Genomic DNA, 25,040 nt, shown 5'->3' on the forward strand with positions numbered 1-25,040 from the left:
TGCTGTGGCAGGGACCGCCGCGTCGCTGTCACGTGATCGAGGAAGCGGATGCTGTCGGCGGGTCAGGAGGAGCCAGGTGCCCGGTCCTCGGCACCGGTGAGGCCATGCCGGCGGCGAGTGTCGTGCCGTCGGCAGGGTCGATCAGGAGGAAGGAACCGGTGCTACGGGAGTCGGCATAGGCGTCCAGGGCCAGTGGTTCGGCGGCTCGCAGCCGGATCCGCCCGATGTCGTTGGCGACCAGTTGTCCGGGTTCCGGCCGCTGGGAAAGGTCGTCCGGACCGAGCCGCGAGGGGATCTCCTCGACCCGGGCCCGCACGGTTCGCGTGGTGTGCTTGATCAGGACACGTCGGCCGACGGTGAGCGGGGTGTCGGCCACATGGCAGACCGTCGCCTCGACATCCCTACTGGTGGTCGGCAGGTCAGCGGAGGGAACGATCAGGTCGCCGCGCGCGATGTCGATGTCGTCGGCGAAGAGGAGGGTGACCGACTGCGGGGCCCGCGCCGCGTCGACCGGCCTGCCGAGCAGATCGATGCCGGTGATGGTCGAGGTGCGGCCGGAGGGGAGGACCGTCACCGATTCGCCGACCCGGAAGGCGCCGGCCGCGATCTGCCCCGCGTAGCCGCGGTAGTCGGGGTGTTCGGCGCTGCCGGGGCGGATCACGTACTGCACCGGGAAGCGTCCCTCGGCGTCGGCCGGATCGTGCCCGGCCTCGACGGTCTCCAGATGCTGGAGGACGGTGGGGCCGTCGTACCAGTGCATGGAGGCCGAGGACTCCACGACGTTGTCGCCCGCGAGGGCGGAGATCGGGACGGCGGTGACCTGCGGCACGCCCAACGCGCTTGCGTAGGCGGTGAATTCGTCGGCGAGCGGGGCGAACGCCGACTCCGCGTAGCCGACCAGGTCCATCTTGTTCACGGCCAGCACCACCTGCGGGACGCGCAGCAGAGCGGCGATCGCGGCGTGTCTGCGCGTCTGCTCGACCACTCCCTTGCGGGCGTCGACCAGGATGACGACGAGGTCCGCGGTGGAGGTGCCGGTCACCATGTTGCGGGTGTACTGCACATGGCCGGGGGTGTCGGCGAGGATGAACCGGCGGCGCGGCGTGGCGAAGTAGCGGTACGCCACGTCGATGGTGATGCCCTGTTCCCGCTCCGCCCGCAGCCCGTCGGTCAGCAGCGCCAGATCGGGCGTCCCGGTTCGCGATGCCCTGGTCACGTCCTCGAGTTGGTCGGTCAGGACGGACTTGGAGTCGTACAGCAGGCGGCCGACCAGAGTGGACTTGCCGTCGTCGACCGAGCCCGCGGTCGCGAAGCGCAGTGTGTCCGCGTTCATCAGAAGTACCCCTCGCGCTTGCGGTCCTCCATGGCGGCCTCGGACAGCTTGTCGTCGGCGCGGGTCGCGCCCCGCTCGGTGAGCCTGGACCGGGTGATCTCGGCGATGACGTCCTGCACCGTGCGGGCCTCCGACTCGACGGCGCCCGTGCACGACATGTCACCGACGGTTCGGTATCTGACCTGCCGGGTCGTCACCCGCTCGTCCCTGGTGGGACCGCCCCACGCGCCCGCGGTCAGCCACATTCCGTCCCGCTGGAACACCTCACGCCGGTGCGCGAAGTAGATCTGCGGCAGCTCGATCCGCTCCCGGGCGATGTACTGCCACACGTCCAGTTCGGTCCAGTTGGACAGCGGGAAGACACGGACGTGCTCGCCGGGGGCGTGCCGGCCGTTGTACAGGTTCCACAGCTCCGGACGCTGACGGCGCGGATCCCACTGGGAGAACTCGTCGCGCAGGCTGAACACCCGCTCCTTGGCGCGGGCCTTCTCCTCGTCGCGCCGGGCGCCGCCGAACACCGCGTCGAACCGCTCGGTCCGGATCGTCTCCGTCAGCGGAAGGGTCTGGAGCGGATTGCGGGTGCCGTCGGGGCGTTCACGCAGCATCCCGCGGTCGATGTAGTCCTGGACCGGGACCGCGTGCAGCCGGAGCCCGTGTGCCGCCACCACCCGGTCCCGGAAGTCGAGGACCTCGGGGAAGTTGTGCCCGGTGTCCACATGCAGCAGCGGGAAGGGGACGGGTGCCGGAGTGAAGGCCTTCAACGCGAGGTGCACCACCACCATGGAGTCCTTGCCGCCGGAGAACAGGATCACCGGCCGTTCGAACTCGCCGGCGACCTCGCGCAGGATGTGCACCGCCTCGGACTCCAGCCGGTCCAGGTGGGACAGCGCGAACGGGCGGGCCGTGACCCGGGGCGCGGCCGGGGCCGTCACGCCAGCCCCCGTTCGACGAGCAGCCGGTGGACCGCTGCGGCGGACTCGTGCACGGGCTGAGCATGTGTCCGCACGCGAAGGTCCGGTGACTCCGGCACCTCGTAGGGGTCGTCGACGCCGGTCAGTCCGCTGATCTCGCCCGCGGCCTGCCTGGCGTACAGCCCCTTCACATCGCGTGCCGCGCACACGTCCAGCGGCGCGGCGACATGGATCTCCAAGTAGGGCGTGCCGTTGGACAGATGACGTTTGCGGACGGCTTCGCGGCTGTCGGCGAACGGGGCGATGACCGGTACGAGCGCGAGGACTCCGTTGCGCGCTAGTACCTGGGCCATCGTGCCGATGCGTTGGACGTTGGTGTTCCGGTCCTCGCGGCTGAAGCCCAGGTCGGGCGAGAAGACCTGCCTGAGCCGGTCCCCGTCGAGCACCTCCACCCGCCGATCCCGCGAGCGCAACAACTCGGCCAGTTCCCGGGCGAGCGTGCTCTTGCCGGAGCTCGGCAGGCCCGTCAGCCATACCGTCGCGCCGGGCCGGCATGTGCACACCGGCTGTGTCATGCGGTCCCCCTGGTGACTTCTCTCAGCCGTCATGGCCGGCGTTCTTCTGGCTGTTGGTCTGTTCGGCCTGCTGCCCGGCCTTCCGGGTCAGTTCGTCGCGTACGGCCTCGGCGTCCGCCGTGATGCTGTGGTCGGACACCACCTGCCGACCGGCGAGCCACAGTTCGACGTCGACCGCGCGCGGCGTGGCGAGTGTGGCGAGGAGTACGGAGCGTGCCAGCGCCTGGGACAGATCGCTCGCGGACAGGTCCTGGGCGACGGCCTCCAGAGACAGGCCGTGGAACCGGCTGGGCACCTCGCGCGCGACGTTCAGCATGCCGCGGGTGTCGAGGAGACCGGCGGCCCGCAGCACGCTGCCGTCCGGGAGCAGTGGGATCAGTTCGGCGCAGAGCGCGGCGAGCAGGATCTCCTGCGAGTTGGGGGCACGGTCGATACCCAGCATCTGCTTCGCCTGATCCACGCCCCAGGGGCCCGACCGTGGGCGGGCGCCGGGTGTCCCGACCGTGGTGACATAGCTGCCCTCGGAGCCGTACTCCCAGGTCACGGTTGCTTCGATGGCGGTGCTCCGGGCAGCGCCCGCCGGCTCGGAATCCGCGCCGGGCGCAGGGGCGTCGAGGGCGGTCGTCCGGCCGTCGGCGCCGACGAGGACGACCGTGTCGAGCGGGGCCGCATCCAGGAACACCCGATGGTTCGGGCTGAAGGCGGTCACCAGCCGGTTGATCGAGCGTGCTGTGTCGGGGTCTGTCTCGCAGTCGACGTCGCAGCGCCAGGCGATGTTCTGAAGCGGCCGCCCGGCGACGGCCCGTCCCGTCGAGTCGAGCTCCAGGTCGGCCCGGACCGTGACGGACATCGCGCCGAGAGTGACGCCCCTGGCGGTGTAGCCGTTGACGGAGGTCACCATGACGCAGGCCCCGAGAGCGGCCAGTGCCGACTCGTACGGGGTGGGCTGGGCGCCGTCCGGTTCGTCAGCGGTCACGGTGAGGCGGTGGCCCAGCCGGAAGTCGCGGGCCATCCGTACGGTGCCGTTGCGTGCCGTGAGCGTACGGGAGATGACGCTTCCCGGGGTGGCGGCGCCGCCCGGTGTCTGAACCGCGAAGCGTGCGACCGCCTCCGCGGGGATCTGCCGTATCTCGTGCACCATCTCCGACACTCCGGCGATGTTCAGTCCGTTGCGCATACTGCTCAGTCCTTTCCCTCGCGGGTGGCGCGGGTCTCCGGCCGGGTCACAGGCCACCGAGGGCCTGGTCGAGATCGCCGATGAGGTCGTCGGCGTCCTCGATGCCCACCGAGAAGCGCACCAGGCCCGGGGCGATCCCCACCTCGGCCCGCTGGCGCCTGGTCAGGAAGCTGTGCGAGGTGTTGAACGGCAGGCTGACCAGGGACTCCACTCCGCCGAGGCTGGTGGCGACCACGGGCAGGCGCAGCCGGTCCAGGAGCTTGAGGGCCGCCTCGTCCCCGCCGTCCAGTTCGAAGGAGACCATGCCGCCGAAGCCGTTGGGCGCCATCTCGTGCAGCCAGGGGTAGGGGTAGTCGGGCCGGGAGGGGTGGTGGACCTTGCGGACCGCGGGATGGCCGGCGAGGAACGCGGCGACGGCGACGGATGTCTCGCTGTGGGCGCGCATCCTGAGGGCCAGTGTCTTGAGTCCACGCTCCAGCAGGAAGCACGTCATCGAGTCGAGCGAGCCGCCGAACTTGAGCATCTGGGCCCAGATCCGGTCGACGTACTTGCGTGGCCCGGCGGCGACGCCCGCCGTCACATCGCTGTGCCCGTTGAGGTATTTGGTGGCGCTGTGCAGCACAAGGTGCGCCCCGTGTTCCAGCGCGCGCAGGCAGACCGGCGGCAGGAAGGTGCCGTCGACGACCAGGAGCAGGTCCTTCTCCCGTGCGAGGCGCCCGAGTTCGACCAGGGGCGCGGCCTTCAGCAGCGGGTTGGTCAGGGTCTCGAAGAACAGCACCTGGGTGTTGTCGCGGACGGCGGCGCGGATGGCGTCCATGTCGACCGGATCGGTGAAGGTGACCTCGCGGCCCAGTTGGTGCATGTCCTCGCGCAGCAGGTTGAAGGTGCCGCCGTAGACGTCGCGGGAGGAGACGATGTGACCACCACGGTTGGTGAGGGCCAGCAGGGTCGTCGTGATGGCCGCCATGCCGGACGAGAACACCAGGGCGCTCTCGGCGTTCTCCAGTGCGGCGATCTTCTCCTGCACGGCCCACTGGTTGGGGCTGCCGTACCGCCCGTAGATCGGGACGTCCCTGATGTCGCCCTGTTCGAAGGCCTGGTAGGTGTCATCACTGAAGGTGAACGTGCTGGTCTGGAACACCGGGGTCCCCACCGCACCGGTCACCGGGTCCTGGTAGGTGCCGGCGTGGACGCTGCGGGTGCTCGGTCCGGTTCCGTCCACCACTCGCTGCTGGGGCAGCCGGGGGCCCGGCACGCGCCCGCGGCTGAGGGCGTTCATCCATGGGCGGTCCTGGCCGGCTCCGGAGGGTGTGCCCTGGGATCGGGTCATCGGTGTTCCTGCCTTTCGACGGAATGGCTGCGTACGTCCCGCAGGGCGAGGGGGGCAAGGCTGATGGCCAGTTGTGCCAGACCGGCGGCCAGCAGGGTGGTGCGCATGCCGGCCTGGGCGGCCAGCGGTCCGGCGAGCATCAGCCCGACCGGCTGGGCGGCGTAGGAGCCGAACCATTCGTAGGCGCTGACCCGGGACAGGGCCGAGGCGGGGACGCCTGCCTGGAGGGTCGTCTCCCACAGCGGGTTGAACAGCATCAGGCCGGCACCCCCGACGAACGCTGCCGCCGCCGCGGGCACCGTGGTGGAGGCCTGCGAGAGGACGAGGGGCGGGGCGGCGAAGAGGGCCGTCGCCAGGAGCCCGGTGCGCAGCGGGTGGCGGGTGCGCAACCACAGGGCCCCGGCGCCGCCGAGGACGGCGCCTGCCCCGAAGGCGGTGAGGATGGCGCCCCAGGCGCCGCGTCCGCCCAGCTCCCGTTCGCTCAGCACGGGGCCGAGGACGGTGAAGACCGCGTACAGCATGTTGCTCAGCGAGGCCATGGTGATGATCGACCAGACCCAGATGCGGGAGGCGAACTCCCGCCATCCCTCGCGGAGTTCGGTCAGCATGTGCCCACCCCTGCCGGCGGGCACGGTCGCGTCGCGGGGCAGTCCCAGCCGTGCCAGGCAGTAGGCGCTGACGGCGAAGGTCGCGGCGTCGGCGGCGATCGCCCAGCCGGTCCCGGCGGTGAGGACGAGGAGTGTGGCCAGCAACGGCCCCGCGATCATGGCGGCCGAGTGGGAGATGCTGCGCAGGGCGTTGGCGGACTGCCGTTGGGATGCCGGGACGCACTCCTGCACCAGTCCGGTCACGGCCGGCATGAACAGCGCGGTGGCCGTGCCGTGCACGGCCTGCAAGGCCATGAGCTGCCAGACGGTGGCGTCGCCGCTGAACACCAGTGCCGCGGTGATGCCTTGGGAGCAGAACCGGGCCAGGTCGCTCGCGAGCATCACCCGCTGGCGGGGCAGCCGGTCGGCGAGCACGCCCCCGACCAGCATGAACAGTGTGAGGGGGATGGTACGGGCGGCGAGGACCAGTCCGATGTCGGCGGCGGAGCCGGTGAGATCCAGGATGGCGAAGGCGAGTGCGGGCGCGACCAGGAAGTCGCCCAGCGACGAGCTGGACTGGGCGATGAAGAACAGCCGGAAGGAACGCACCCGCAGGACGCCCAGCGCGTTCCGGCGGCTGGGTGGGGCGGGTTTGCTCAACTCCCCTTTGTCCGGCCTTGGTTCGTCGGCCGTTCCGGAGGTGTGTCCTGGGTGTTGAGTACCTGCCATATGCCAATGCGCCGTTTCTCGTCGTGTTCGTACACCGTGACCGTCCGGACCTGCGGGGTGAGGGCGCAGATGTGCGGCGGGCTCAGCCTGGCTCCCGGTGGTGCCGTGCTGGCCAACCGCTGGTGGTCCAGGGTGGTCTGCCACGGGTAGGGATGCTGGTCGAGCACCCGGTCCGCCGCCTCCTGGTCCGTCGCGACCACTGTCACGGCCACGTCCTCGGGCGCGCAGGCGCCGATCGCGAGCATGCCCCCGTCCTGCAGGGCGTACGCTCCCGAGCAGATCTCGGTGACGCCGGGTTCGGCGAGGGCCCCGTCCGCGGTGGGCGTGCCTCCGACGGCGACACCCGGGCAGGGCAGGCCCGCCTCTCGCATCAGCGCGGCGATCCGCAGGCAGTGCGCGGCCGTTGACCGCCCGATGGCCGCCGCGTCCTTCGCGTCTTCGGCGCTGAGCAGTGCCTGGTAGGCGGTGACGCCGTCGAGCCGCAGCGACGGGCGGGCGGCTGCCGCGCGGGCCAGGGCGAGGAGGCGGCCGTCGGGTGTGGCGGTGGCGTCGAGGCCGGTGCCCAGTTGCACCCGGATGCCGACGGTGACGCCGAGTTCGGCCGCGGCGTCGGCCAGCCCTTGTACGGCGGCCTCGCTGTCGACGTGCGCCGACACCCGGCAGTGCCGGGCCAGTTCGGCCGTTTCGCGCCACCTCCAGGGTTCGGGCCACGGGTGCGCGATCACCACGTCGTCGATGCCGGCGGCCACGTACTGGCGGGCCTGGGCGAGTTGGGTGACCGCTATGCCGACGGCGCCCGCCGCCTGTTGCCGCAGCGCGAGTTCGGCGGTGCGGTGTCCCTTCACATGCGCCCGGACGCGGACGCCGCGGGCGGCCGCGCGGGCGTGCAGTCGGCGCAGGTTGCGGTCGACGCGGGCGAGGTCGATGAGGACCCGTACGGGGCTGTCCGCGGGTTGCTCGTCGGTCACGGGGATTCCCTCTCCGCCCGGGGCCGTGCGGGCGGCCGCGGACATGGACGGTGGGCCGGGGACGCGGCTCACCCCAGGCCGTCCCAGGCGTCGCGCGGATAGGAGAAGCCGGCAGTGCCGCCGTCGAGCATCGCCGCCTGCCGCTCGGCCTCCTCCCCGTCCGGCGCCCCGAAACCGCTGACGCCGAGCGGGATCTCCGTGTTCCAGTGCACGCCCAGGTCGCGCTCCACGGTCTCGTCCCGGAGCGCGGCGGTGAAGAACACGCCCAGTTCCAGTGCCGTACCCGCCAGGTAGGTCGTCTGGCTCACGTGTCCCAGCTCGGCGAAGATCGCGCGGTACGTCCTGCCCATGGGGTACTTCCAGGCCGAGCGCTCCAGGACCGCCGTGTAGAGGAAGAGCACGGGGGCGCGGGCCACGAAGCTCTGGTCGCCGCACCAGTGCAGGACCTCCTCGTCGCTCAGGGGTTCCTCACGCAGCGGTTCCAGGCCGTGCACGTCGGGTGCGTAGTGGTAGAGGCCCGGTCGCACGTTCTCGACCGACCGGATCACCGGATAGATCTCGATGGGGTGGCGCGACCCGCCGGAGGGGCTCGCCTTCAGCAGCGAGACGCCGAAGCCGGGCAGGTCCACGCGGTGTTGGACTCCCCCGGCCCAGTGCAGCATGGTGCTCAGCTGCCGCAGACCGACCGGCTGCCGCGCCGCGAAGCGCCGGGTCGTGCGACGGCGCCGCAGCGCCTGGGTGAGTTCCATGGGCAGCGGGTCCGGAGCCGGGAGCGTCACCGGCTCGGTGCCGTAGCGCTTGAACGGCTCGGGCTGGGGCTCCTGTTCGCCCTTCTCACGGAGCCGGGCGGTGTCCTCGGCCGCCGTGACGAATCGCTCGCTGTCGTGGGTGCGGGTGGCCAGGTGGAAGTAGGTGGCGGCGGTGCCCCAGGTACGCCAGGGTCCGAGCTCGTCCTCGCGCCGATGCTCGGGCGAGCCCTCCTCGATCAGCAGGCCCGACTCCAGGAGTTGCTTGACGACGTGGCTGTCGGCTTCCCGGGGCTGTGCCCACACCGTGTAGTGCGGCAGCAGGTCCCATACCGCGGGGCGCAGGGCGAACTGGCGGTGGTTGACCGGATCGTCGCACACCAGCTGTCCGTTCCTGCTGGTGAAGATCAGCAGCCGCGAGAGACGTACCCGCATCGGCTCAGCCCTCCTCGAAAGAGCGTGGTCCGCCGCCCGGTGCGGAACACCGGGCGGCGGAACCGGGGTCAGGCGCAGGTGGGGATCAGACAGTGCTGCGGAGCCTCGTACTCGTCCTCCACGAGGGTTTCGAACGCGAGGTCCTGCGTCTCATTGCTCTGCATATGCACTCCTCAGATAAGTACCCGAACCAGGGCACGGACCGAATTTCCCAGTCATCCAAACACGACGTTCGGCTGAATTTCAAGAAGAAATTCAAGACCAATATCGAATCCCATTTCCAGGCAGCACGAATTACACCCGCACCTCCAACACAATAGAGGCGTGCAGCAGACGTCACAGGCGCTGAACTGGGGATTTATGGTTACACGCGGCGCGTACGGTCACCTCCGACCGGAACTCTGGAAATTCGCCGTATCGCCTTATCGGCCCGCGCCGCAGGCTTGGCCCGGCGCACCGCGTCGACGAATTCATTCAGGGTCGGGTTGGCAAATATCGCTTCGATCTCCAGGTCGACCGAGAGCTGCTGGCCCACCTTGTCGATCATTCGCAGTGCCAGCAGCGAGTGGCCGCCGAGCAGGAAGAAATTGTCCTGCCAGGCCACCCCCTCGTACTCGAGGAGCTCGCCCCAGATCGACCGGACCGCTGCGACCACCGGGTCCCTCAGCAACTCGGCGCTCATCTCGCCCGGGGAACCGACGGGCCGGTAGTCGAGAGAGCCGTAGTCGATCTTCCCGTTGCTCAGGCGGGGCAGCTCCGTACGGCGCACGAAGACCGTGGGAATCATGTGCCGCGGCAGCCGATCGGCGAGCGTTCGTCTGATGTCCTCGTACTCGCCGGCCATGAGCTGCCGTGGTTCTCCCTCCCCCGCCATCACCAGATGGCCGACCAGTGACATGCCCTGCCGGGTGTGGTGCACCTTGGCCACCGCGTCCACCACCTCCGGGATCTCACGCAGGGCCTCCTCCACCTCGCCGGGCTCGATACGCAGTCCGCGCATCTTCAACTGCCGGTCGACCCGGCCCATGTACTCGAGGTCGCCGTCGGCCGTGAACCGTACGAGATCGCCCGTGCGGTAGAGCCGCGCACCCGGCTCGCCGAAGGGGTCGGGAATGAAGGCCTCTGCCGTGCGGCCCGGATTGCCCAGGTAGCCACGTCCCACGCCCATCCCGCCGACCCACAGGGCACCCACCATGCCCCTGGGCACCAGCCGCAGTTCCGGGTCCAGCACATGGACCGTCATGTTGGCCAGCGGTTTGCCGATCGGAACCGGCCGGGACTGGTCGGAGTCCTCGGTCACCCGGTGGATGCTGACGTCGTCGGCACACTCGGTGGGCCCGTACGCGTTGTACAGCTCGACCCCGGGACACTGCGCGAGCCACTCCCGCGCGGTGTCCCAACTCAGCGCCTCGCCACCGGAGATCATCGCCCGCAGGGCGTGCGGTTCGTGCTGGACACCGGCCTCGAGGAGGGCGGCCACCATGACGGGAACGACCTCCATGAGGGTCATCCCGCTCTCCACGACGGCATCCCGGAGCCTCGACGGGGACATCACACGCCCGTCGTCGACGATCCTCAGCCGACCGCCCACCATGAGCGGGGCGAGGAACTGCCAGAGCGAGATGTCGAAGGTGGCCGGCGCGGTCTGGCCGACACAGTCCTCCGGCCCCACTCCGAAGTGCTCGATCATCTGCCACTGATGGTTGGTCAGACCGCCCATCGTCACGACCGCGGCCTTCGGCACACCGGTGGAACCCGATGTGTGAATGATGTACGCGCTGCCGATCATCGGCGTGGGGCAGTGCGGGTTCCGCTCGACATGGCCGGCGCCCACCTCGTCGATGTCGAACATGTGGGGCCGCGCGATGTCGTCCCGCTCGCCCAGCGCCTGGTCGAACAGTTCCCGGCCCCTCCGGTCCGCGATCACCGCCCGCGCGCCGAGCGTGGCCGCCATCTCCGCGACCCGCCGAGGTGCCTCCGTGGTGCTGATCGGCACATAGCACGCGCCCGCCTTGTGGATGGCGAGCAGAGCCACCAGGAATCCGACGGTGCGCCCGGCGCACACCACGACATGGGTCTCGGGACCGACGCCGGCCGCCCGCAGGCGCTGCGCCACGTGGTTGGCGCGGCCGTTGAGTTCCGCGTACGTCAGCCGCTCGCTGCCGTCGTCGACGGCCTCGGCCGCGGGGGTGCGGGCCACCTGCCGCTCGAACGTGGCCAGGTAGTGCTCCTCGCGTGGGATACGCGGGCCGGTCCCGGTCTCCAGCAGGTCCCGTACGCCGTCGGCGTCCACGAGGGACAGCGCGGTCACGTCCGTGCGCGGGTCCAGCGCGACCGCGTCCAGCAGCGTCCGGTAGGCGTCCGCGATCCGCTCGGCCTGCTCCCGCGGCAGCAGCGCGGTGTCGTACTGCAGCCCGAACTGCAGCCGGTCCGGCAGCTCCACGACGTTCAGCGCGATGTCCGACTGCGTGGTGGGGTCCGCGACGGGGAAGCCGCGCAGGACGACCCCGCCCAGGTCCAGTTCGGCGGAGGGATCGCCGAGGACCGCACCGGCCACGGCACGGCCCCCGGGCAGTGCCGTGGAGTAGTGGCTGAACATGGCCTGGAAGACCGGCGGCGCGCCCGAGGTGCGGTCCGGGTTGAGCTGCTGGGTCAGGACCGGGAAGGGCAGCTCCTGGTGGTCGAGCGCGTCCAGCATCGTGCGGTGTGCCGTCGCGGCGAAATCCGTGAAGGCGGTGCCCCGGCCGAAGCGGGAGCGGATCGGCAGCACATTGACCAGGTACCCCACGTGCGCCGCGAGTTCCTGGCGCGTCCGACCGGCCACCGGGACGCCGGTCACCAGGTCGGGCTGGCCGCTCACGCGGTGCAGCAGCACCTGGAAAGCGGCCAGGAGGACGTTGTGCAGGGTGTGGCCGTTCCGCCGGGCGACGTGTCGCAGCGCCCGCAGCTGTGGTGCGGAACTCTCGAACGTGACCGTGCCGCCGGCGTGGCCCCGCTGTCGGCCGGCGGAGGGTAGCTCCAGGACGGGCAGCTCGCCGGCGAGCTGTTCCTTCCAGAACGCGGTGAGTTCGTCGCCCCGCTCGGTCAGCGTCGTGCGCTCCCACACGGCCGGTACCAGGGCGGGCGGCGGCTCCTGCCGGCCGTTGTCCTGCGCGGGGCCGCCCGAGACGTACGCCCGCTCCAGTTCGGCGACGACGAGGGCGAGCGACGTCAGGTCGCACACGAGGTGGTGCAGGGACAGCACGAGCAGCCGGCAGTCCGCGCGACGCAGAACCGCCGTCCGGAACAACCGGTCCCGCTCCAGGTCGAAAGGCCGGGTCGCCAGTTCCTGGATCCAGTCCCGCACCCGGTCGTCCGACCAGGACCGGGCGTCCACCGTCTCCGGCTGTACGTCGGCGACGGGCTCGATACGGGCACGCGGTTCACCGTCGTGCGTGTGGAGGGCCAACCGCAGGGTGGCGTGCCGGGCCACCACCGCGGTCAGTGCGCCGGTCAGCCGCTCCATGTCGACGTCACCGGTCAGGCTGAAGGCCCGGGTGACGTTGTAGGCGTAGCTCTCGGGCGAGGTCCGTTGCAGGAACCACAGGGCGCGCTGTGTCTCCGACAGTTCGTACTCCTGCGGCCCGTCGCCAGGGGCGGGTGCCGGTTCCGCGGCGGCCTCGGCGTCCGGGCCGCCCGCCGCCTCGGCATGGTCGAGCACGATCTCCGCCAGTTCCGCGAGGGAGCCGGCACGCAGTACGAGGCTCGGCCGGAGCCTCACATCGAGCAGGCTCTCCAACTCGTGCTGCAGTTGGAGTGATGTGAGTGAATCGAGTCCCAGCGACGTGGGCGAGGCCGCGCCGTCCAGCGGCTCGTCCTCGCCGAGAACCCGCTGGAGGTACCGGCACAGGGCGTCGGTGAGCAGGTTCCGGCGCTGCCGGCCGGTCGCCTCCCGCAGGCTTCGGGCGCTGACCAGGTCCGTCAGGCGCGCTGCCCCGGCCTGCCTGTCACGGACCGTCTGCGACCACAGCACGGGCAGCTCACCGGAGAGGAACCGGGCGCGGGTCGCCTGGCGTTGCACCTTCCCGCTGGACGTCTTGGGGATGGCTCCCGGGGGCAGCAGCACGATGGTCCGGGCGGCCACTCCGTACTTGCGGGACAGCGCGTCCTTCATCCCTCGGCCCACCGCCGGGTACTGGTCGTCGGTGAGGCCGGGACGCACCTCCTGACAGACGACGATCGCCTCCTCCCCGTCGGCGTCGACGCTGAAGACGGCACCGCAGCCCGGCCGCAGCGACGGGCTGCTCGCGGCCACGTCGATCTCCAGGTCCTCGGGGTGCAGGTTCCGGCCCCGGTGGATGACCAGGTCCTTCATGCGGCCGGTCACGTGCAACCGGCCGGCGTGGACGAATCCGAGGTCTCCGGTGCGCACATGGGAGGTCGGTGCCCCACCCGACGGTGTGGCGCCGAAGACGTCGCGGGTGTCGTCGCCACCGCCCCAGTAGCCGGCCCCGTTGCTCTCGCTGTGCACCCAGATCTCGCCGACCTGACCGTCGGGCAGCGGCCGCCGATCGGCCGGATCGACGATGCGCACGGCGGCGTGGTCGAGCAGCCGGTACGCGACCAGCTCCCGGCCCGCGTCCCCGGTGCCGGGCGCGTCGTCCGGGGCGGTGGTGCCGCGTTCCACCGCCCGGCCCTCCTCCAGGGAGGTGACGGAGAAGGTGCGGCTCTCGCACTCGGCGGCTGCGTCGGCGCTCGCCACCAGCAGCGTGACCTCGGCGAGGCCGTAGCACGGAGTGTGCGCCGAGGGGCGGAAGCCGGTTCCCGCGAAGGCCTCGCTGAAGGCCCTCAGGCTGCGCGGCGACACCGGCGCCGCACCGTTGAAGGCAAGGCGCCACGAGCTGAGGTCGAGGCGCGCCTTCTCCTCTTCGGTGACCTTGCGCACGCACAGGTCGTAGGCAAAGTTCGGCCCGCCACTGATCTGGGCTCGCTCCCGTGAGATCTCCTCCAGCCAGGAGGCGGGGCGCTGCAGGAAGGACAGCGGATCGAGAATCACGGCGCGGGCGCCCGTGAACAGCGGTTGCAGCAGGCCGCCGATCAGCCCCATGTCGTGGTGGAGAGGCAGCCAGCTGACGCTCGTCGAGCCGGACGTGACCTGGAAGGTCTTCTGGATGGCGACTTCGTTGTGCATCAGACTGCCGTGCGGGACGACTACACCGCGAGGCGCCTTCGTCGAACCCGAGGTGTACTGCAGGAAGGCCGTGTCGTCCGCGGCGATGGGCACCGGATGCCAGTCGGCGGCCTCCGCCTCCTCGACCAGGTCCACGTCGATCCAGTCGACCGAGGCGCCGAGCTGTTGTACGACCGGGGCGTCCCCCAGGAATTGGCGGACCAGGGACGTCGTCAGTACGGCGGCGGGGGCGCAGTCCTTCGCAACGTTCAGCACCCGCTGGGTGGCGGAGTCGTCGACCGGCACGGGCAGCGGTACGGCGACGACTCCGGCGGCGAGACAGCCGAGGAAGGCCGCGGCGAACTCGGGCACGGTCGGCATGACGATCAGTACCCGCTCGCCGGGACGCAGCCGGCGCAGCAGCGTACCCGCAACGGCACGGGTACGCAGGTCCACGTCCGCGTACGTCAGATCGGTCCGCGGCGTGCCAAGGGTTGTCGCGGCGAAGGTCAACGCCTGCAGCTCGCCCTGCTGTTCGGCGTGGCCGCGCACCAGGGCAGGAAGATCAGTGAACACGTACAACCCCGCTCCGTCCGTGGGTGAGGAATGCGATCGTCATGACATGAGCCGGGCAGCGAGCACCGGGCCGATCTCGGCTGCCGCGGCCGGGCCGGTCAGGGCCCCGTGGACGGCGTCCACCGGGTGTACCTCGATGCCCCCGCTCACGTACGGCTGCCACTGCGCGGCGTCGGGCGCACCCGGAAGACGGTCCGCCGTGGCGGCGAAGAAGAGCACGTCGCCGTCGAACACCCCTGGAGCGAAGTGCCGTTGCACGTTCACGTTGTCCGCGAAGACCTGGGCCATGGCGCGCAGGCCGGCCTCCCCGAACTCGGCGAGGAGACGGTCGTCGGCCGAGGCATGACCGAGTGACTCGGCGACGGCCGTCAGGAGCGCCGGGTCGTCGTGGTCGAGGATTCCGGTGTCGTCGGTGAAGGGGAAGCTGTCCAGCAGGGTGAGGGTGGCGACCTGCTGTCCCTCCCTCTGGAGCACGGTGGCGATGTCGTGGGCGACGAGACCGCCGAAGGACCAGCCGAGCAGGTGGTACGGCCCCTGCGGCTGGACCTTGCGGATCTCCGTGAGGTACTCGTTCGCCAGGTCGGCCGTGCTCATCGGCTTGCGGTCCGGATCTGTGAGCCCCCTGGACTGCAACCCGTAGACGGCCTGGTCCGGCGGCAGGTGCGGCAGCAGTCCGCGATAGCCCCAGCTGACGCCGGCCGCCGGGTGGACGCAGAAGAGCGGCGTCCTCGTCCCTGTTTCACGCAGCGGCAGCAGGACGGGAAAGCCCGCGTGCTCGCCGTCGGCCGACCGTTCCAGCAGCCCGGCGGCCGTCGGCGACTCGAACAGGTCGCGGATGGTGATCCGCAGTCCCAGTTCCTGCCGGGCCCGCCCGACCAGGCGCGCCGCCAGCAGGGAATGCCCGCCGAGGGCGAAGAAGTCGTCGTCGATGCCGGCCTCGGCGCGCCCCAGGACGTCCGCGTACAGGGCGCACAGCGCGCGCTCCGCCGGCGTGCCCGGACGGCGGCCGCGCGAGGTGAACGCCGGTGCGGGCAGAGCCTTCCGGTCGATCTTGCGGTTCGGTGTCAGGGGCAGCTGGGGCAGCGGCACCAGGCTCGTCGGCACCATGTAGTCCGGCAGTTCCCGCCGGGCGTGGGTCCACAGCCGGTCCACGTCGATCTCGGCGCCTGGGGCCCCGACCACGTATCCCACCAAGTGGTGCAGGCCGGGCTGGTCCTCGCGCAGGATCACCGCGGCCTCGGCGACGGTCTCGTGGCGGGCGAGGACCGCCTCGATCTCGCCCGGTTCGATCCGGAAACCGCGGAGTTTGATCTGCTGGTCGGCCCGGCCGGCGAAGCGCAGTTCGCCGGACCTGGTCCAGCCGGCCAGGTCGCCGGTGTCGTACATCCGTGAGCCGGCCGGCCCGAAGGGATCGGGCACGAACCGCTCAGCCGTGAGGGCGGGTTGTCCGAGATAGCCCAGAGCCACCCCGTCGCCCGCGATGTGGAGCCGCCCGGTGACGCCCACGGGCACCGGGCGCAGCGCCTCGTCGAGAACGTACATGCGGGTGTTGGCGATCGGCCGGCCGATGGAGGGGGTCCCCTCGATCGGCCGGCCGATGGAGGGGGTCCCCGCTTCGCCGGTCAGCGTCTTGAGGGACGACCACACAGTCGTCTCGGTGGGGCCGTAACAGTTGACGACACGCTCGGCGGTCTCCGCGAGGCGGGTGGCGAGGTCGGCTCCCAGCGCCTCACCGCCGACCAGCAGCGACAGCCCCCGAAGCGCGTCGGGGTCCGCCGACAGCATCGCCCGGTAGAGCGAAGGAGTGGCCTGCATCGTCGTGGCCGCACCGGTCGCGAGGAGTCCGCAGAGTGCTGCCGGGTCCCTGACGGCGTCGGGACCGGCGATGACGACGGTGGCGCCGGTCAGCAGCGGCAGATACATCTCCACGACCGCGATGTCGAAGGCGATGGTCGTCACCGCCAGCAGGACGTCCCGTGGACCGATCCGGGTCGTCTCGCCCATGGCGAGCAGCAGGTTCAGCAGTGCGCCGTGGGAGACCATCACGCCTTTGGGGCGGCCGGTCGACCCCGAGGTGAAGATGACGTACGCGGTGCGATGCGGATGCCGGGGGGCCGGGCGCTCCTCGTCCGTCAGGTCGTACGCCGGGAGCCGGGCAGCGTCTCGCTCCGCCTCGTCGATGCGCAGGACGGGTACGTCCGCCGGCAGCCGACCGGCGTACTCGGCCGTGGTCAGGACGAGTTCCGGCGCGGCGTCCGTCAGCATGCGGTTGATGCGTTCGGCGGGATAGGCGGCGTCCAGCGGGATGTAGGCGGCTCCCGCCTTCAGTACGGCCAGCAGGGCGACCGGCAGGGCGGCGTCGCGCGGCAGGAGCAGGGCGATCATCGGGTCGGGGCCGGTCGTCGCCGCCGACAGCCTGCGCGCGAGCCGATTGGCCCGGCCGTTCAGCTCTTCGTACGTGAGGGAGCCGTCGTCGCTGCGGATGGCCGTCGCCCCTGGGGTCCGCGCGGCCTGCTCCTCGAAGAGGTCGGTGAGCCACCGGGACGCCGGCCGCTCCGTCGCGGTGTCGTTCCAGCGCACCACCTGGGTGTGGCGCTCCTCGGGGTCGAGCAGTTCGACGGAGCCGATGGGCTGTGCGGGGTCGGTGGCCACCGCGTCCAGGAGGCGGATCAGCCGTGCCGCCAGCGCCTCGATGCTCTCCCGGTCGAAGAGGTCGGTCGCGAAATCGACCACGCCGGTGATGCCGCACGGCGCACCGGCGTCATCCCGGCGCTCGGACACCGAGAACGTCAGGTCGAACTTGGTGGTGCGGGTGCCGACCGGTTCGATGTCGGCCCGCAGTCCTGGCAGGACGAACTCCGGCTCCGCGGTGTTGTGCAGCATCAGGCTCACCTGGAACAGCGGGTGGCGGGCCAGCGACCGGGCCGGCCTGAGCAGTTCCACGAGCTGCTCGAAGGGGACGTCCTGATGCGCGTAGGCCTCCAGATCCGTCCGTCGTACGCGGGCCAGCAGGTCGGCGAAGCTCGGGTCGGCCGAGGTGTCGGTGCGCAGCACGAGGGTGTTGAGGAAGAAGCCGACCAGATCGTCCAGCGCCTCGTCGGTCCGTCCCGCGACCGGAGTACCGATGGGGATGTCCTCACCGGCCCCCAGCCGGGTCAGCAACGCCGCCACCGCCGCTTGCAGCACCATGAACAGCGTCACGTTGTTCGAACGGGCCAACTCCAGGAGCCGTCCATGGAGTTGGGCGTCGATGTCCAGGTCCACGAGCATGCCCTGGTAGCCGGTGGACGCGGGTCGGGGCCGGTCGGTCGGCAGGTCCAGCTCATCGGGCAGGTCGGCGAGCTGCCGGGTCCAGTAGGCCAGTTGTCGCACGGCCAGGGTGTCGTCGGCGTCGGATCCTTCGGCGGGTTCTTCCGCGGTAGCGACCGCAGGCTGCCCCGGCGATGTTCCTGACACGGTCTCCTCGGTGCCCACCAGATCGCGCTGCCACAGCGCGTAGTCGGCGTACTGCACGGGAAGCGGCGCCCAGTCCGGAGCCTCTCCGCCGAGGCGGGCCGCGTAGGCGGCGGACAGGTCGCGGGCCAGCGGTACGGCCGACCAGGCGTCCCCGGCGATGTGGTGGAGCACGAGGAACAGGACGTGCTCGTGCTCGCCCATGCGGTAGAGGTGCACGCGCAGCGGCAGGTCCACGGTGAGGTCGAAGCCCTCGGCGGCGGCCTCCTCCAGCAGAGTGGGAAGTTGCCCGGCCGTCGCCTCCCGTGTGCGCAGCACCGGTGCGCCCGTCCGCGCGTCCAGGATCCGCTGGTACGGCTCACCGTCGGCCTGGGGCAGCACCGTGCGCAGCACCTCGTGCCGGGCCACCAGGTCCGCGAGCGCGGCTCGCAGTGCGCGCAGGTCCAGTTCGCCCGACAGCCGCAGTGACATCGGCATGTTGTAGACCGCGCTGCCGGTGTCCAGCTGGTTGAGCACCCACAGACGCCGCTGCCCGTGGGAGAGCGGAACGCGTTCGGGGCGTGCCGTCCGGACCAGCGGGGCCCGGGCACCCGACGCGGCATCGATCCGGGCGATCAGGCCGGATGCCGTCGGGGCTTCGAACAGGCTGCTCACCGGCAGTTCGACGCCGAACACCGAACGGACCTTGCTGACGAGCCGCGTGGCCAGCAGCGAGTGTCCGCCCAACGCGAAGAAGTCGTCGTCCAGGCCCACTGCGGGCAGGTCGAGAAGGTCCGCGAACAGGTCGCAGAGCATGCGTTCGCGCTCGGTCCTGGGACCACGTGAGTGGGGGGCGCGGGCGAAGTCCGGGGCGGGCAGGGCCTTGTGGTCCAGCTTGTCGTTGACCGTCAGGGGAAGGGCGGCCAGTTCGACGAACGCGGCCGGGTGCATGTGGCGGGGGAGGATCCGTGCGACGTGGTCGTTCAGCGCCTCCTGGGACAGGTCCGCGCCCGGTCGCGGCACGACGTAGGCGACCAGCCGCTCACCGTTCGCGCCGGCCGCGGTGTACGTGGTCACCACGGACTGTGCGACGTCCGGGTGGTCGGTCAACGCACTCTCGATCTCGCCGAGTTCGATACGGAATCCACGCAGCTTCACCTGACCGTCGGTGCGTCCCAGGAACTCCAGGTGCCCGTCGGCGTTCCAGCGGGCCCGGTCCCCGGTGCGGTACATCCGTGCGCCGGGACCGCCCCAGGGGTCCGGCAGGAACCGGTCCGCGGTCAGGCCCGGCTGGTGAAGGTAGCCGCGTGCCACTCCGGCCCCGGCCAGGCACAGTTCGCCGGGTACCCCGATGGGCGCCGGGTTCAGGTGCTCGTCGAGCACATACGTGCGTACGTTGTCCACGGGAGCGCCGATCACCGGGTGCTCGGACTCCGAGAAGTCGCCGATGGTGGCGAGCACGGTCGCCTCGGTGGGCCCGTACACATTGCAGGCCCGCAGTCCCGGTGTCGTCCGCAGCCGCTGCCACATCCACTCGCTGATCTGCTCTCCGCCGAACGTCATCACCGAGGGCCGGTACCGCTCGTCGTCGAGCACGCCGCCGCCGATCAGCTGCTCGGCGAAGGACGGCGTACAGGTCATGGCGTCGATGCGCCGGTCGATCATCAGACGGGCCGTCACCGCGGGATCGCGCCTGGTCTCGTCGTCCAGCAGGTGCATCGCATGGCCGGCCAGCAGCCAGAGCAGGCCGTCCCACGATCCGTCGAAGGAGAGCGCGAGCACGTGCGCGAGCCGCAGCGGGCGGCCGAGCGCTGCCGCCGCCGGGTCGATGACCCGACGGCGCTGGCTGTCCAGCAGGTTCACCAGGTTGCGGTGTTCGACGACCACGCCCTTGGGCCTGCCGCTGGAGCCCGAGGTGTACAGGACGTAGGCGGGGTGTGCCGGGTCGAGCGGAGCGGTGCGGTCCGAGTCGGTGGGATCGGTACCGGGCCGCTCGGCCAGGTCCCGGAGCGTGTCCACACTGTCGAGCACGACGGTCGTGATGCCGCTGCCCGCGGGGAGGACGTGCTCGTCGGCGACGGTGGTGAGCACGAGCACCGGGTCGGTGTCGGCCAGCATGAAGCCGATCCGCTCGGCCGGGTAGTCCGGATCCACCGGCATGTAGGCGGCACCGGCCTTGAGCACGGCCAGGATGCTCACCATCTGGTGGTCACTGCGCCGCATGGCGAGCGCGACGCGCCGTTCGGGGCCCGCGCCGCGTGAGATGAGCAGGTGGGCCAGGCGGTTCGCCCTGGCGTTCAGCTCGGTGAAGGACATCTCCAGGTTGCCGAAGCGCAGCGCCGGATCGTCGCGGCGCTCGGTCACCGTGGCCTGGAACGCGTCGCAGACGGTACGTGCGGAGGTCGGGCGCGCCGTGGCGTTCCATCCCGCCACGACCTGCTCGCGTTCTGCGGGTGCCATGACGGCGAGCTCGCTGAGCGGGGTGTCCGGCCGCGCCACGGCGGACTGCAGGATGTGCCGGTAGTGGTCGAGGAGCCGCGTCATCCGGGGCCGGTCGAAGAGTTCGGTGGAGAACTCCATGCTCAGGTGCAGGCCACCGGACGGCGGCTCCGAGAAACCGAGCCCCACGTCGAAGCGGGACGTGCCCAGCTCGATGGGCAGTTCCTCTACGAGTACGTCGCCGAGCCGGGCTCCGCTTCGGTCCGTGTCCGCCTGGTAGAGGGCGAACTGGAAGAGCGGATTGCGGGTCGGGTCCCGCTGCACGTCGAGCTTCTCGACCAGCTGGTCGAAGGGCAGGTCCTGGTGCGAATGCGCGCCGAGCACCATGTCGTTGGCCCGTCCCAGCAGGGTTCGGAAGCCGGGGTCGCCGGAGGTGTCGGTGCGCAGGACCACGGTGTTGGCGAAGTAGCCGATCAGCGGTTCGATCTCGGGCCGGCTGCGTCCCGTGAACACCGAACCGAGCGCGATGTCGTGCTGCCCGGTGTAACGGGACAGCAGTGCGGCGAAGCCCGCCACCATGACCGGGAGCAGCCGCGTCCCGCTGCGGTCGGCGAGTTCGGCGAGACCGCGTTGCAGCTCGGCCGGATAGGTCGCGGTCAGGTTCTCGCCGAGCCAGGTGCGCTCGGCCGGGCGTGGCCGGTCGGTGGGGAACTCCAGCACGGGCAGATCGGCCAGTGTCGTCCGCCAGTAGTCCAGGTCGGCTGCCGGCCCCTCGCCCGCGAGTCGTTCGCGCTGCCACAGGGCATAGTCGGCGCACTGCACCGGCAGCGGCGCCAACGCCGGCGCACGTCCGGCGCGTATCGCCTCGTAGCACTCGGCGAGCTCGCGCATCAGCAACGGAACCGACCACGAGTCGAGCACGATGTGATGCATCGAGAGGACGAAGACGTGGTCGTCGTCGGTGAACCTGGCCAGCAGCCCCCACACCAGCGGGCCGCGGGCGAGGTCGAAGGGGCGGGCGCTGGCGTCGGCGGCCACCCGCAGGGCACGCGCGTGCCGCTCGCTCTCGGCAACGGGGCCCAGCTCGAGAGACTCCAGTGCCAACGGCCCCACCGCGTCGATCACTTGGCGCGGGCCGTCGTCGGTGCCCACGTACCGGGTGCGCAGTACCTCGTGCCGGGCCGCCACCATGTCGAGGGCGCCCGCCAGGGCCCGGCGGTCGAGCGGGCCGCGCAGGCGCATCGCCAGCGGCGTGTTGTAGAGCGGCAGTCCCGGCGCCAGCTGGTCGAGGAACCACATGCGGGACTGGGCGAACGACAGCGGCAGCGCACGGTTCCGGCCCGCCGGGCGAATCGTGTCCTCGGCACGGCGTTGCAGCCGCTCGGTGCGCATGGCCTCGAGCAGGCGTTCCCGCTGTGCGGGACTGAGCCGGGCAAGCCTGTGCCGAAGGTCCTCGCGCATACAGCTCCCTCCCACCGTGGCCGACAGTGCGCCGTTATCAGGGTGCTGATGAGCCACGGAGACCCGGCAGTCGGGCAAATGACGGACAGCCCGCGCTCCGTCACAAGGGGCAGGATGGCCCGGACACCTGGGAGGGACCTTGTCTCGGTTCAAGCGCCTGCCGCCCGCCCGGCTCGGCACGCTGCTGCTGATGCTCGGGCTCGTCGTGTTCGCGGCATTGGCCCTCATCCCGCTGCGAGGTCCGAGCCCGGCCGGTTCCGGGGCGCCGGTGGGACAGTTCTCCGCGGGACGCGCCGAGCCGTACATCGAGCGGATCGCCGCCGAGCCGCGGCCGATGGGTTCGGTCGCCAACGCCGAGGTCCGGGAGTATCTCGTCGAGCGGTTCCGCGCGCTGGGTCTGCGGGCCGAGGTCGAGCGGACGACCGCCGCCGACAGCTATCCGGACCACGCCTCGGTCGCCGGGCGGGCCGCCAACATACGCGCCACTCTCCCCGGTACCGAGGGAAAGGGCCGCGTGCTGATCGTCGCCCACTACGACTCGGTCTTCACCGGGCCCGGCGCGACCGACGACGGGATGGGTGTGGCGACCGTCCTGGAGACGGCCCGGGCGCTGAAGTCCGGTCCGGCGCCCCGCAACACGGTGGAGTTCCTGCTCACCGACGGCGAGGAGCCCGGGTCCATCGGCGCCAAGGCCTTCACGGACTCCCCCTCGGCGGGCGATCCGAAGCACACGGTGATCCTCAACCTCGAGGCTCGCGGCACCACGGGGCCGGTGGTGATGTTCGAGACCGGCAAGGACAACTCGGCGTTCCTCTCGGCGCTGTCCGACCGCACACCGTTCGTCACGTCGATGTCCGACGAGATCTACCGGCTGCTGCCGAACGACACCGACCTGTCGGTGTTCAAGAAGGCCGGCTTCACCGGGATGAACTTCGCGGTGGTCGGCGGTTCCGCCCGCTACGACACCGAACTGGACAACCTGTCCGCCCAACGGCAGGGGACCCTGCAGGACATGGGCTCCACGGTACTGGCCGCGACCAGGCACCTGGCCGGGCGGGACATCGCTCCGCCCGGGGCCGGCTCCAGCACGTACTTCACGGTGTTCGGGCTGCTGGTGAGCTATCCGCAGTGGCTCGGTCCGGTCCTCGCGGCACTGGCCGCCGTCGCGATCGCGGTGGTCCTCTGGCTGGCCCGTCGGCGCGGAGTCCTACGGCTGCGCGGCCTCGCCCTGGTCGCCGGGACCCTGCCGTTGCCGCTGATCGGTTCGGCGGCCCTCGGCTATCTGGGCTGGACGGTGCTGGTGATGATCCGGCCGCACTACGCCGCGTTCGCCTTCGGCGATCCGTACCGCCCCGGCCCCGCGGTCGCCGGTCTGGTGGTGCTGACGCTGGCGGCGTGTCTGTGCTGGCTGCTGTGGATGCGGCGGCGCACCGACGCCTTCGCCGTGAGCGCTGGCGCGCTGTGCTGGTTCGCCGTACTGGCGCTGGTCACGGCCGTCGTGATGCCCGGCGCCTCGTACCTGTTCGTCTGGCCCGCCCTGTTCGGCGCGGCGGGACTCGCCGTGGGCCCGCGCCTGGCGGAGAAGTCTCCCTGGCTCGCGCCGGCACTCTGCGCCGCCGCGCTGCCGGCGATCGTGCTCTTCGTGCCGCTCCTCGCGATCCTGTTTCCCACCATCGGGCTCGCGTTCGTGTCGGCGGCCCTCGTGATCGTCGCGCTGCTGCTCCTGCCCATGCTGCCCGCCCTGTTGCCGCTCCCCCGGCGCCGGGCGGTGCCCGTGACGGTTGCGGTCGTCGCACTGTTGGGGACGGCCCTGGTGGGCGTCGGCGGAGCCCGGGACGGCGTGGACGGACGCCACCCCGCGCAGGTCGCCCTGTTCTACGTCCAGGACGCGGACACCGGGACCGCCTCCTGGTACAGCGGCGCCGACTCCGCCCAGCCCTGGGTGTCCCGCTACACGCATGGCGCCAAGTCCCCCGCCGAGAAGGACGTTCCCGCGCTGATCGGCCCCGGTGGCTACCGCAAGGGGCCGGCCCGAGGCGGCAGCACGTCCCTGCCGGAGGCCAAGGTGACCGGCAAGCGCAGCCTCGGCGGCGATGTCCGCGAGGTGCGGCTGCGGCTCAGCTCGGACGCGACGGCGACCGCGCTGTCGTTCTACGCCGACACCCGCGGGACGAAGCTGGTCGACGTCACCGTGGAAGGCAGGCGCATGCCGGGCGGGCAGAACCGGCCGTCCTCGACCCCGTGGAAGTGGGGCTGCCACCTGGTGGCGCCGGCAGACGGCTACGACGTCGTGCTGCGGCTGCGCGGTGACGCGCCGCTGCCACTGCGGCTGCTGGCGTACAGGGCCGACGTACCGGCCGCGGCGCTCTCCTCGCCCCGCCCCGACACGATCGTCTGGACCGCCTCCGGGTTCGGCCAGAGCATCGGTATCCGCACCATCGACATATGAGGGAACCGCCCGTGAACGACCGTCAGGACAACCCCCGCGTCATCGCTCTGTGGAGCGCCCCGAGGGCCAGGTCGACCGCGTTCTTCCGGTCCATCGTGGAACGCGGCGACCTGGCCGCACTGCACGAGCCGTTCTGCAACATCGTGGACTTCGGTGAGACCACGGTCGACGGACAGGCCGTGCGCACCGAGGTCGAACTCATCGCGGCGATGCGTGCGCTGTCGGCGCGGCGGCGGGTGTTCCTCAAGGACACCACCGACTACCGCTATCCCGCGGTGCTCGCGGACGACGTCTTTCTGCGCGAGGTCCGGCACACGTTCCTGATCCGGCACCCCGACGAGATCGCCGCGTCGTACTACGCCCTGCGGCCTGAGATGTCGGCCAAGGACATCGGGCTGGAGCAGATGCACGAGTTGTACGAGGCGGTGTCCGCCACCGGGCAGCGTCCGGTGGTCCTCGACTCGGAGGACCTGGTGTCCAGGCCGGAGCGGACCATGGCCGCGTTCTGCGCCGCGGTGGGCCTGCCGCCACGGCCCGAGGCACTGCAGTGGAGTCCCGGCACCCGTGAGGAGTGGCAGCGCTCCGACCGTTGGCACACCGACGTCAGCAACAGTTCGGGCTTCACGGCCAAGTCGACCGAGTACGCCGTCACGGTCCACAACAACGAGATGCTGGCCGAGTTCAGCGCCCGGCACGAGCCTTTCTACCGGGCGCTCTTCGACCAGCGGCTGATCGTCGCGTGA

General features: G+C 71.1%; 12 protein-coding genes. 2 read left to right on the top strand and 10 right to left on the bottom strand.

From position 1 onward, the window contains the following. Positions 1 to 28: 28 nt before the first annotated feature. The 10 genes from AB5J55_RS03880 to AB5J55_RS03925 all read right to left on the bottom strand — a co-directional run bounded on the left by AB5J55_RS03880 (position 29) and on the right by AB5J55_RS03925 (position 21,848). Positions 29 to 1,333, bottom strand: coding sequence for a sulfate adenylyltransferase subunit 1 (locus AB5J55_RS03880; RefSeq protein WP_369269289.1), 1,305 nt, complete (start codon positions 1,331 to 1,333; stop codon positions 29 to 31). Next, complete coding sequence (gene cysD / locus AB5J55_RS03885; protein ID WP_369269290.1) at positions 1,333 to 2,265, bottom strand: sulfate adenylyltransferase subunit CysD; 933 nt, start codon at positions 2,263 to 2,265, stop codon at positions 1,333 to 1,335. The genes AB5J55_RS03880 and cysD overlap by 1 nt, the downstream gene beginning before the upstream one ends. After that, positions 2,262 to 2,819, bottom strand: coding sequence for an adenylyl-sulfate kinase (cysC, locus tag AB5J55_RS03890; protein WP_369269291.1), 558 nt, complete (start codon positions 2,817 to 2,819; stop codon positions 2,262 to 2,264). The genes cysD and cysC overlap by 4 nt, the downstream gene beginning before the upstream one ends. 22 nt (positions 2,820 to 2,841) lie before the next feature. Then, positions 2,842 to 3,996, bottom strand: a complete 1,155-nt coding sequence (locus AB5J55_RS03895) for an OsmC family protein (RefSeq protein WP_369269292.1) — start codon at positions 3,994 to 3,996, stop codon at positions 2,842 to 2,844. A gap of 46 nt (positions 3,997 to 4,042) precedes the next feature. Next, positions 4,043 to 5,326, bottom strand: coding sequence for a PLP-dependent aspartate aminotransferase family protein (locus AB5J55_RS03900; protein ID WP_369269293.1), 1,284 nt, complete (start codon positions 5,324 to 5,326; stop codon positions 4,043 to 4,045). After that, positions 5,323 to 6,573 carry an MFS transporter gene (locus tag AB5J55_RS03905; RefSeq protein WP_369269294.1) on the bottom strand — a complete coding sequence of 417 codons (1,251 nt, stop codon included), beginning with the start codon at positions 6,571 to 6,573 and terminating at the stop codon, positions 5,323 to 5,325. The genes AB5J55_RS03900 and AB5J55_RS03905 overlap by 4 nt, the downstream gene beginning before the upstream one ends. Then, positions 6,570 to 7,610 carry an alanine racemase gene (locus tag AB5J55_RS03910; RefSeq protein WP_369269295.1) on the bottom strand — a complete coding sequence of 347 codons (1,041 nt, stop codon included), beginning with the start codon at positions 7,608 to 7,610 and terminating at the stop codon, positions 6,570 to 6,572. The genes AB5J55_RS03905 and AB5J55_RS03910 overlap by 4 nt, the downstream gene beginning before the upstream one ends. Positions 7,611 to 7,678: 68 nt before the next feature. Continuing rightward, entirely contained in the window at positions 7,679 to 8,791 is a 1,113-nt protein-coding gene (locus AB5J55_RS03915; protein ID WP_369269296.1) for a SagB/ThcOx family dehydrogenase, read from the bottom strand. Positions 8,792 to 9,155: 364 nt separating this feature from the next. Further along, on the bottom strand, positions 9,156 to 14,516 hold the full coding sequence (locus AB5J55_RS03920; RefSeq protein ID WP_369269297.1) for an amino acid adenylation domain-containing protein: 5,361 nt from the start codon (positions 14,514 to 14,516) through the stop codon (positions 9,156 to 9,158). Between the two features lie 39 nt (positions 14,517 to 14,555). Then, a complete protein-coding gene (locus tag AB5J55_RS03925; protein ID WP_369269298.1) occupies positions 14,556 to 21,848 on the bottom strand; it encodes an amino acid adenylation domain-containing protein in 7,293 nt (2,430 codons plus the stop codon). Positions 21,849 to 21,987: 139 nt separating this feature from the next. On the opposite strand from AB5J55_RS03925, the gene AB5J55_RS03930 reads away from it, so the two are divergent. Continuing rightward, positions 21,988 to 24,297, top strand: a complete 2,310-nt coding sequence (locus tag AB5J55_RS03930; protein WP_369269299.1) for a M20/M25/M40 family metallo-hydrolase — start codon at positions 21,988 to 21,990, stop codon at positions 24,295 to 24,297. An 11-nt stretch (positions 24,298 to 24,308) separates the two neighbouring features. Then, positions 24,309 to 25,040, top strand: coding sequence for a sulfotransferase family protein (locus AB5J55_RS03935; RefSeq protein ID WP_369269300.1), 732 nt, complete (start codon positions 24,309 to 24,311; stop codon positions 25,038 to 25,040).

The sequence above is a fragment of the Streptomyces sp. R11 genome (genome assembly GCF_041051905.1).
Classification (GTDB): domain Bacteria; phylum Actinomycetota; class Actinomycetes; order Streptomycetales; family Streptomycetaceae; genus Streptomyces.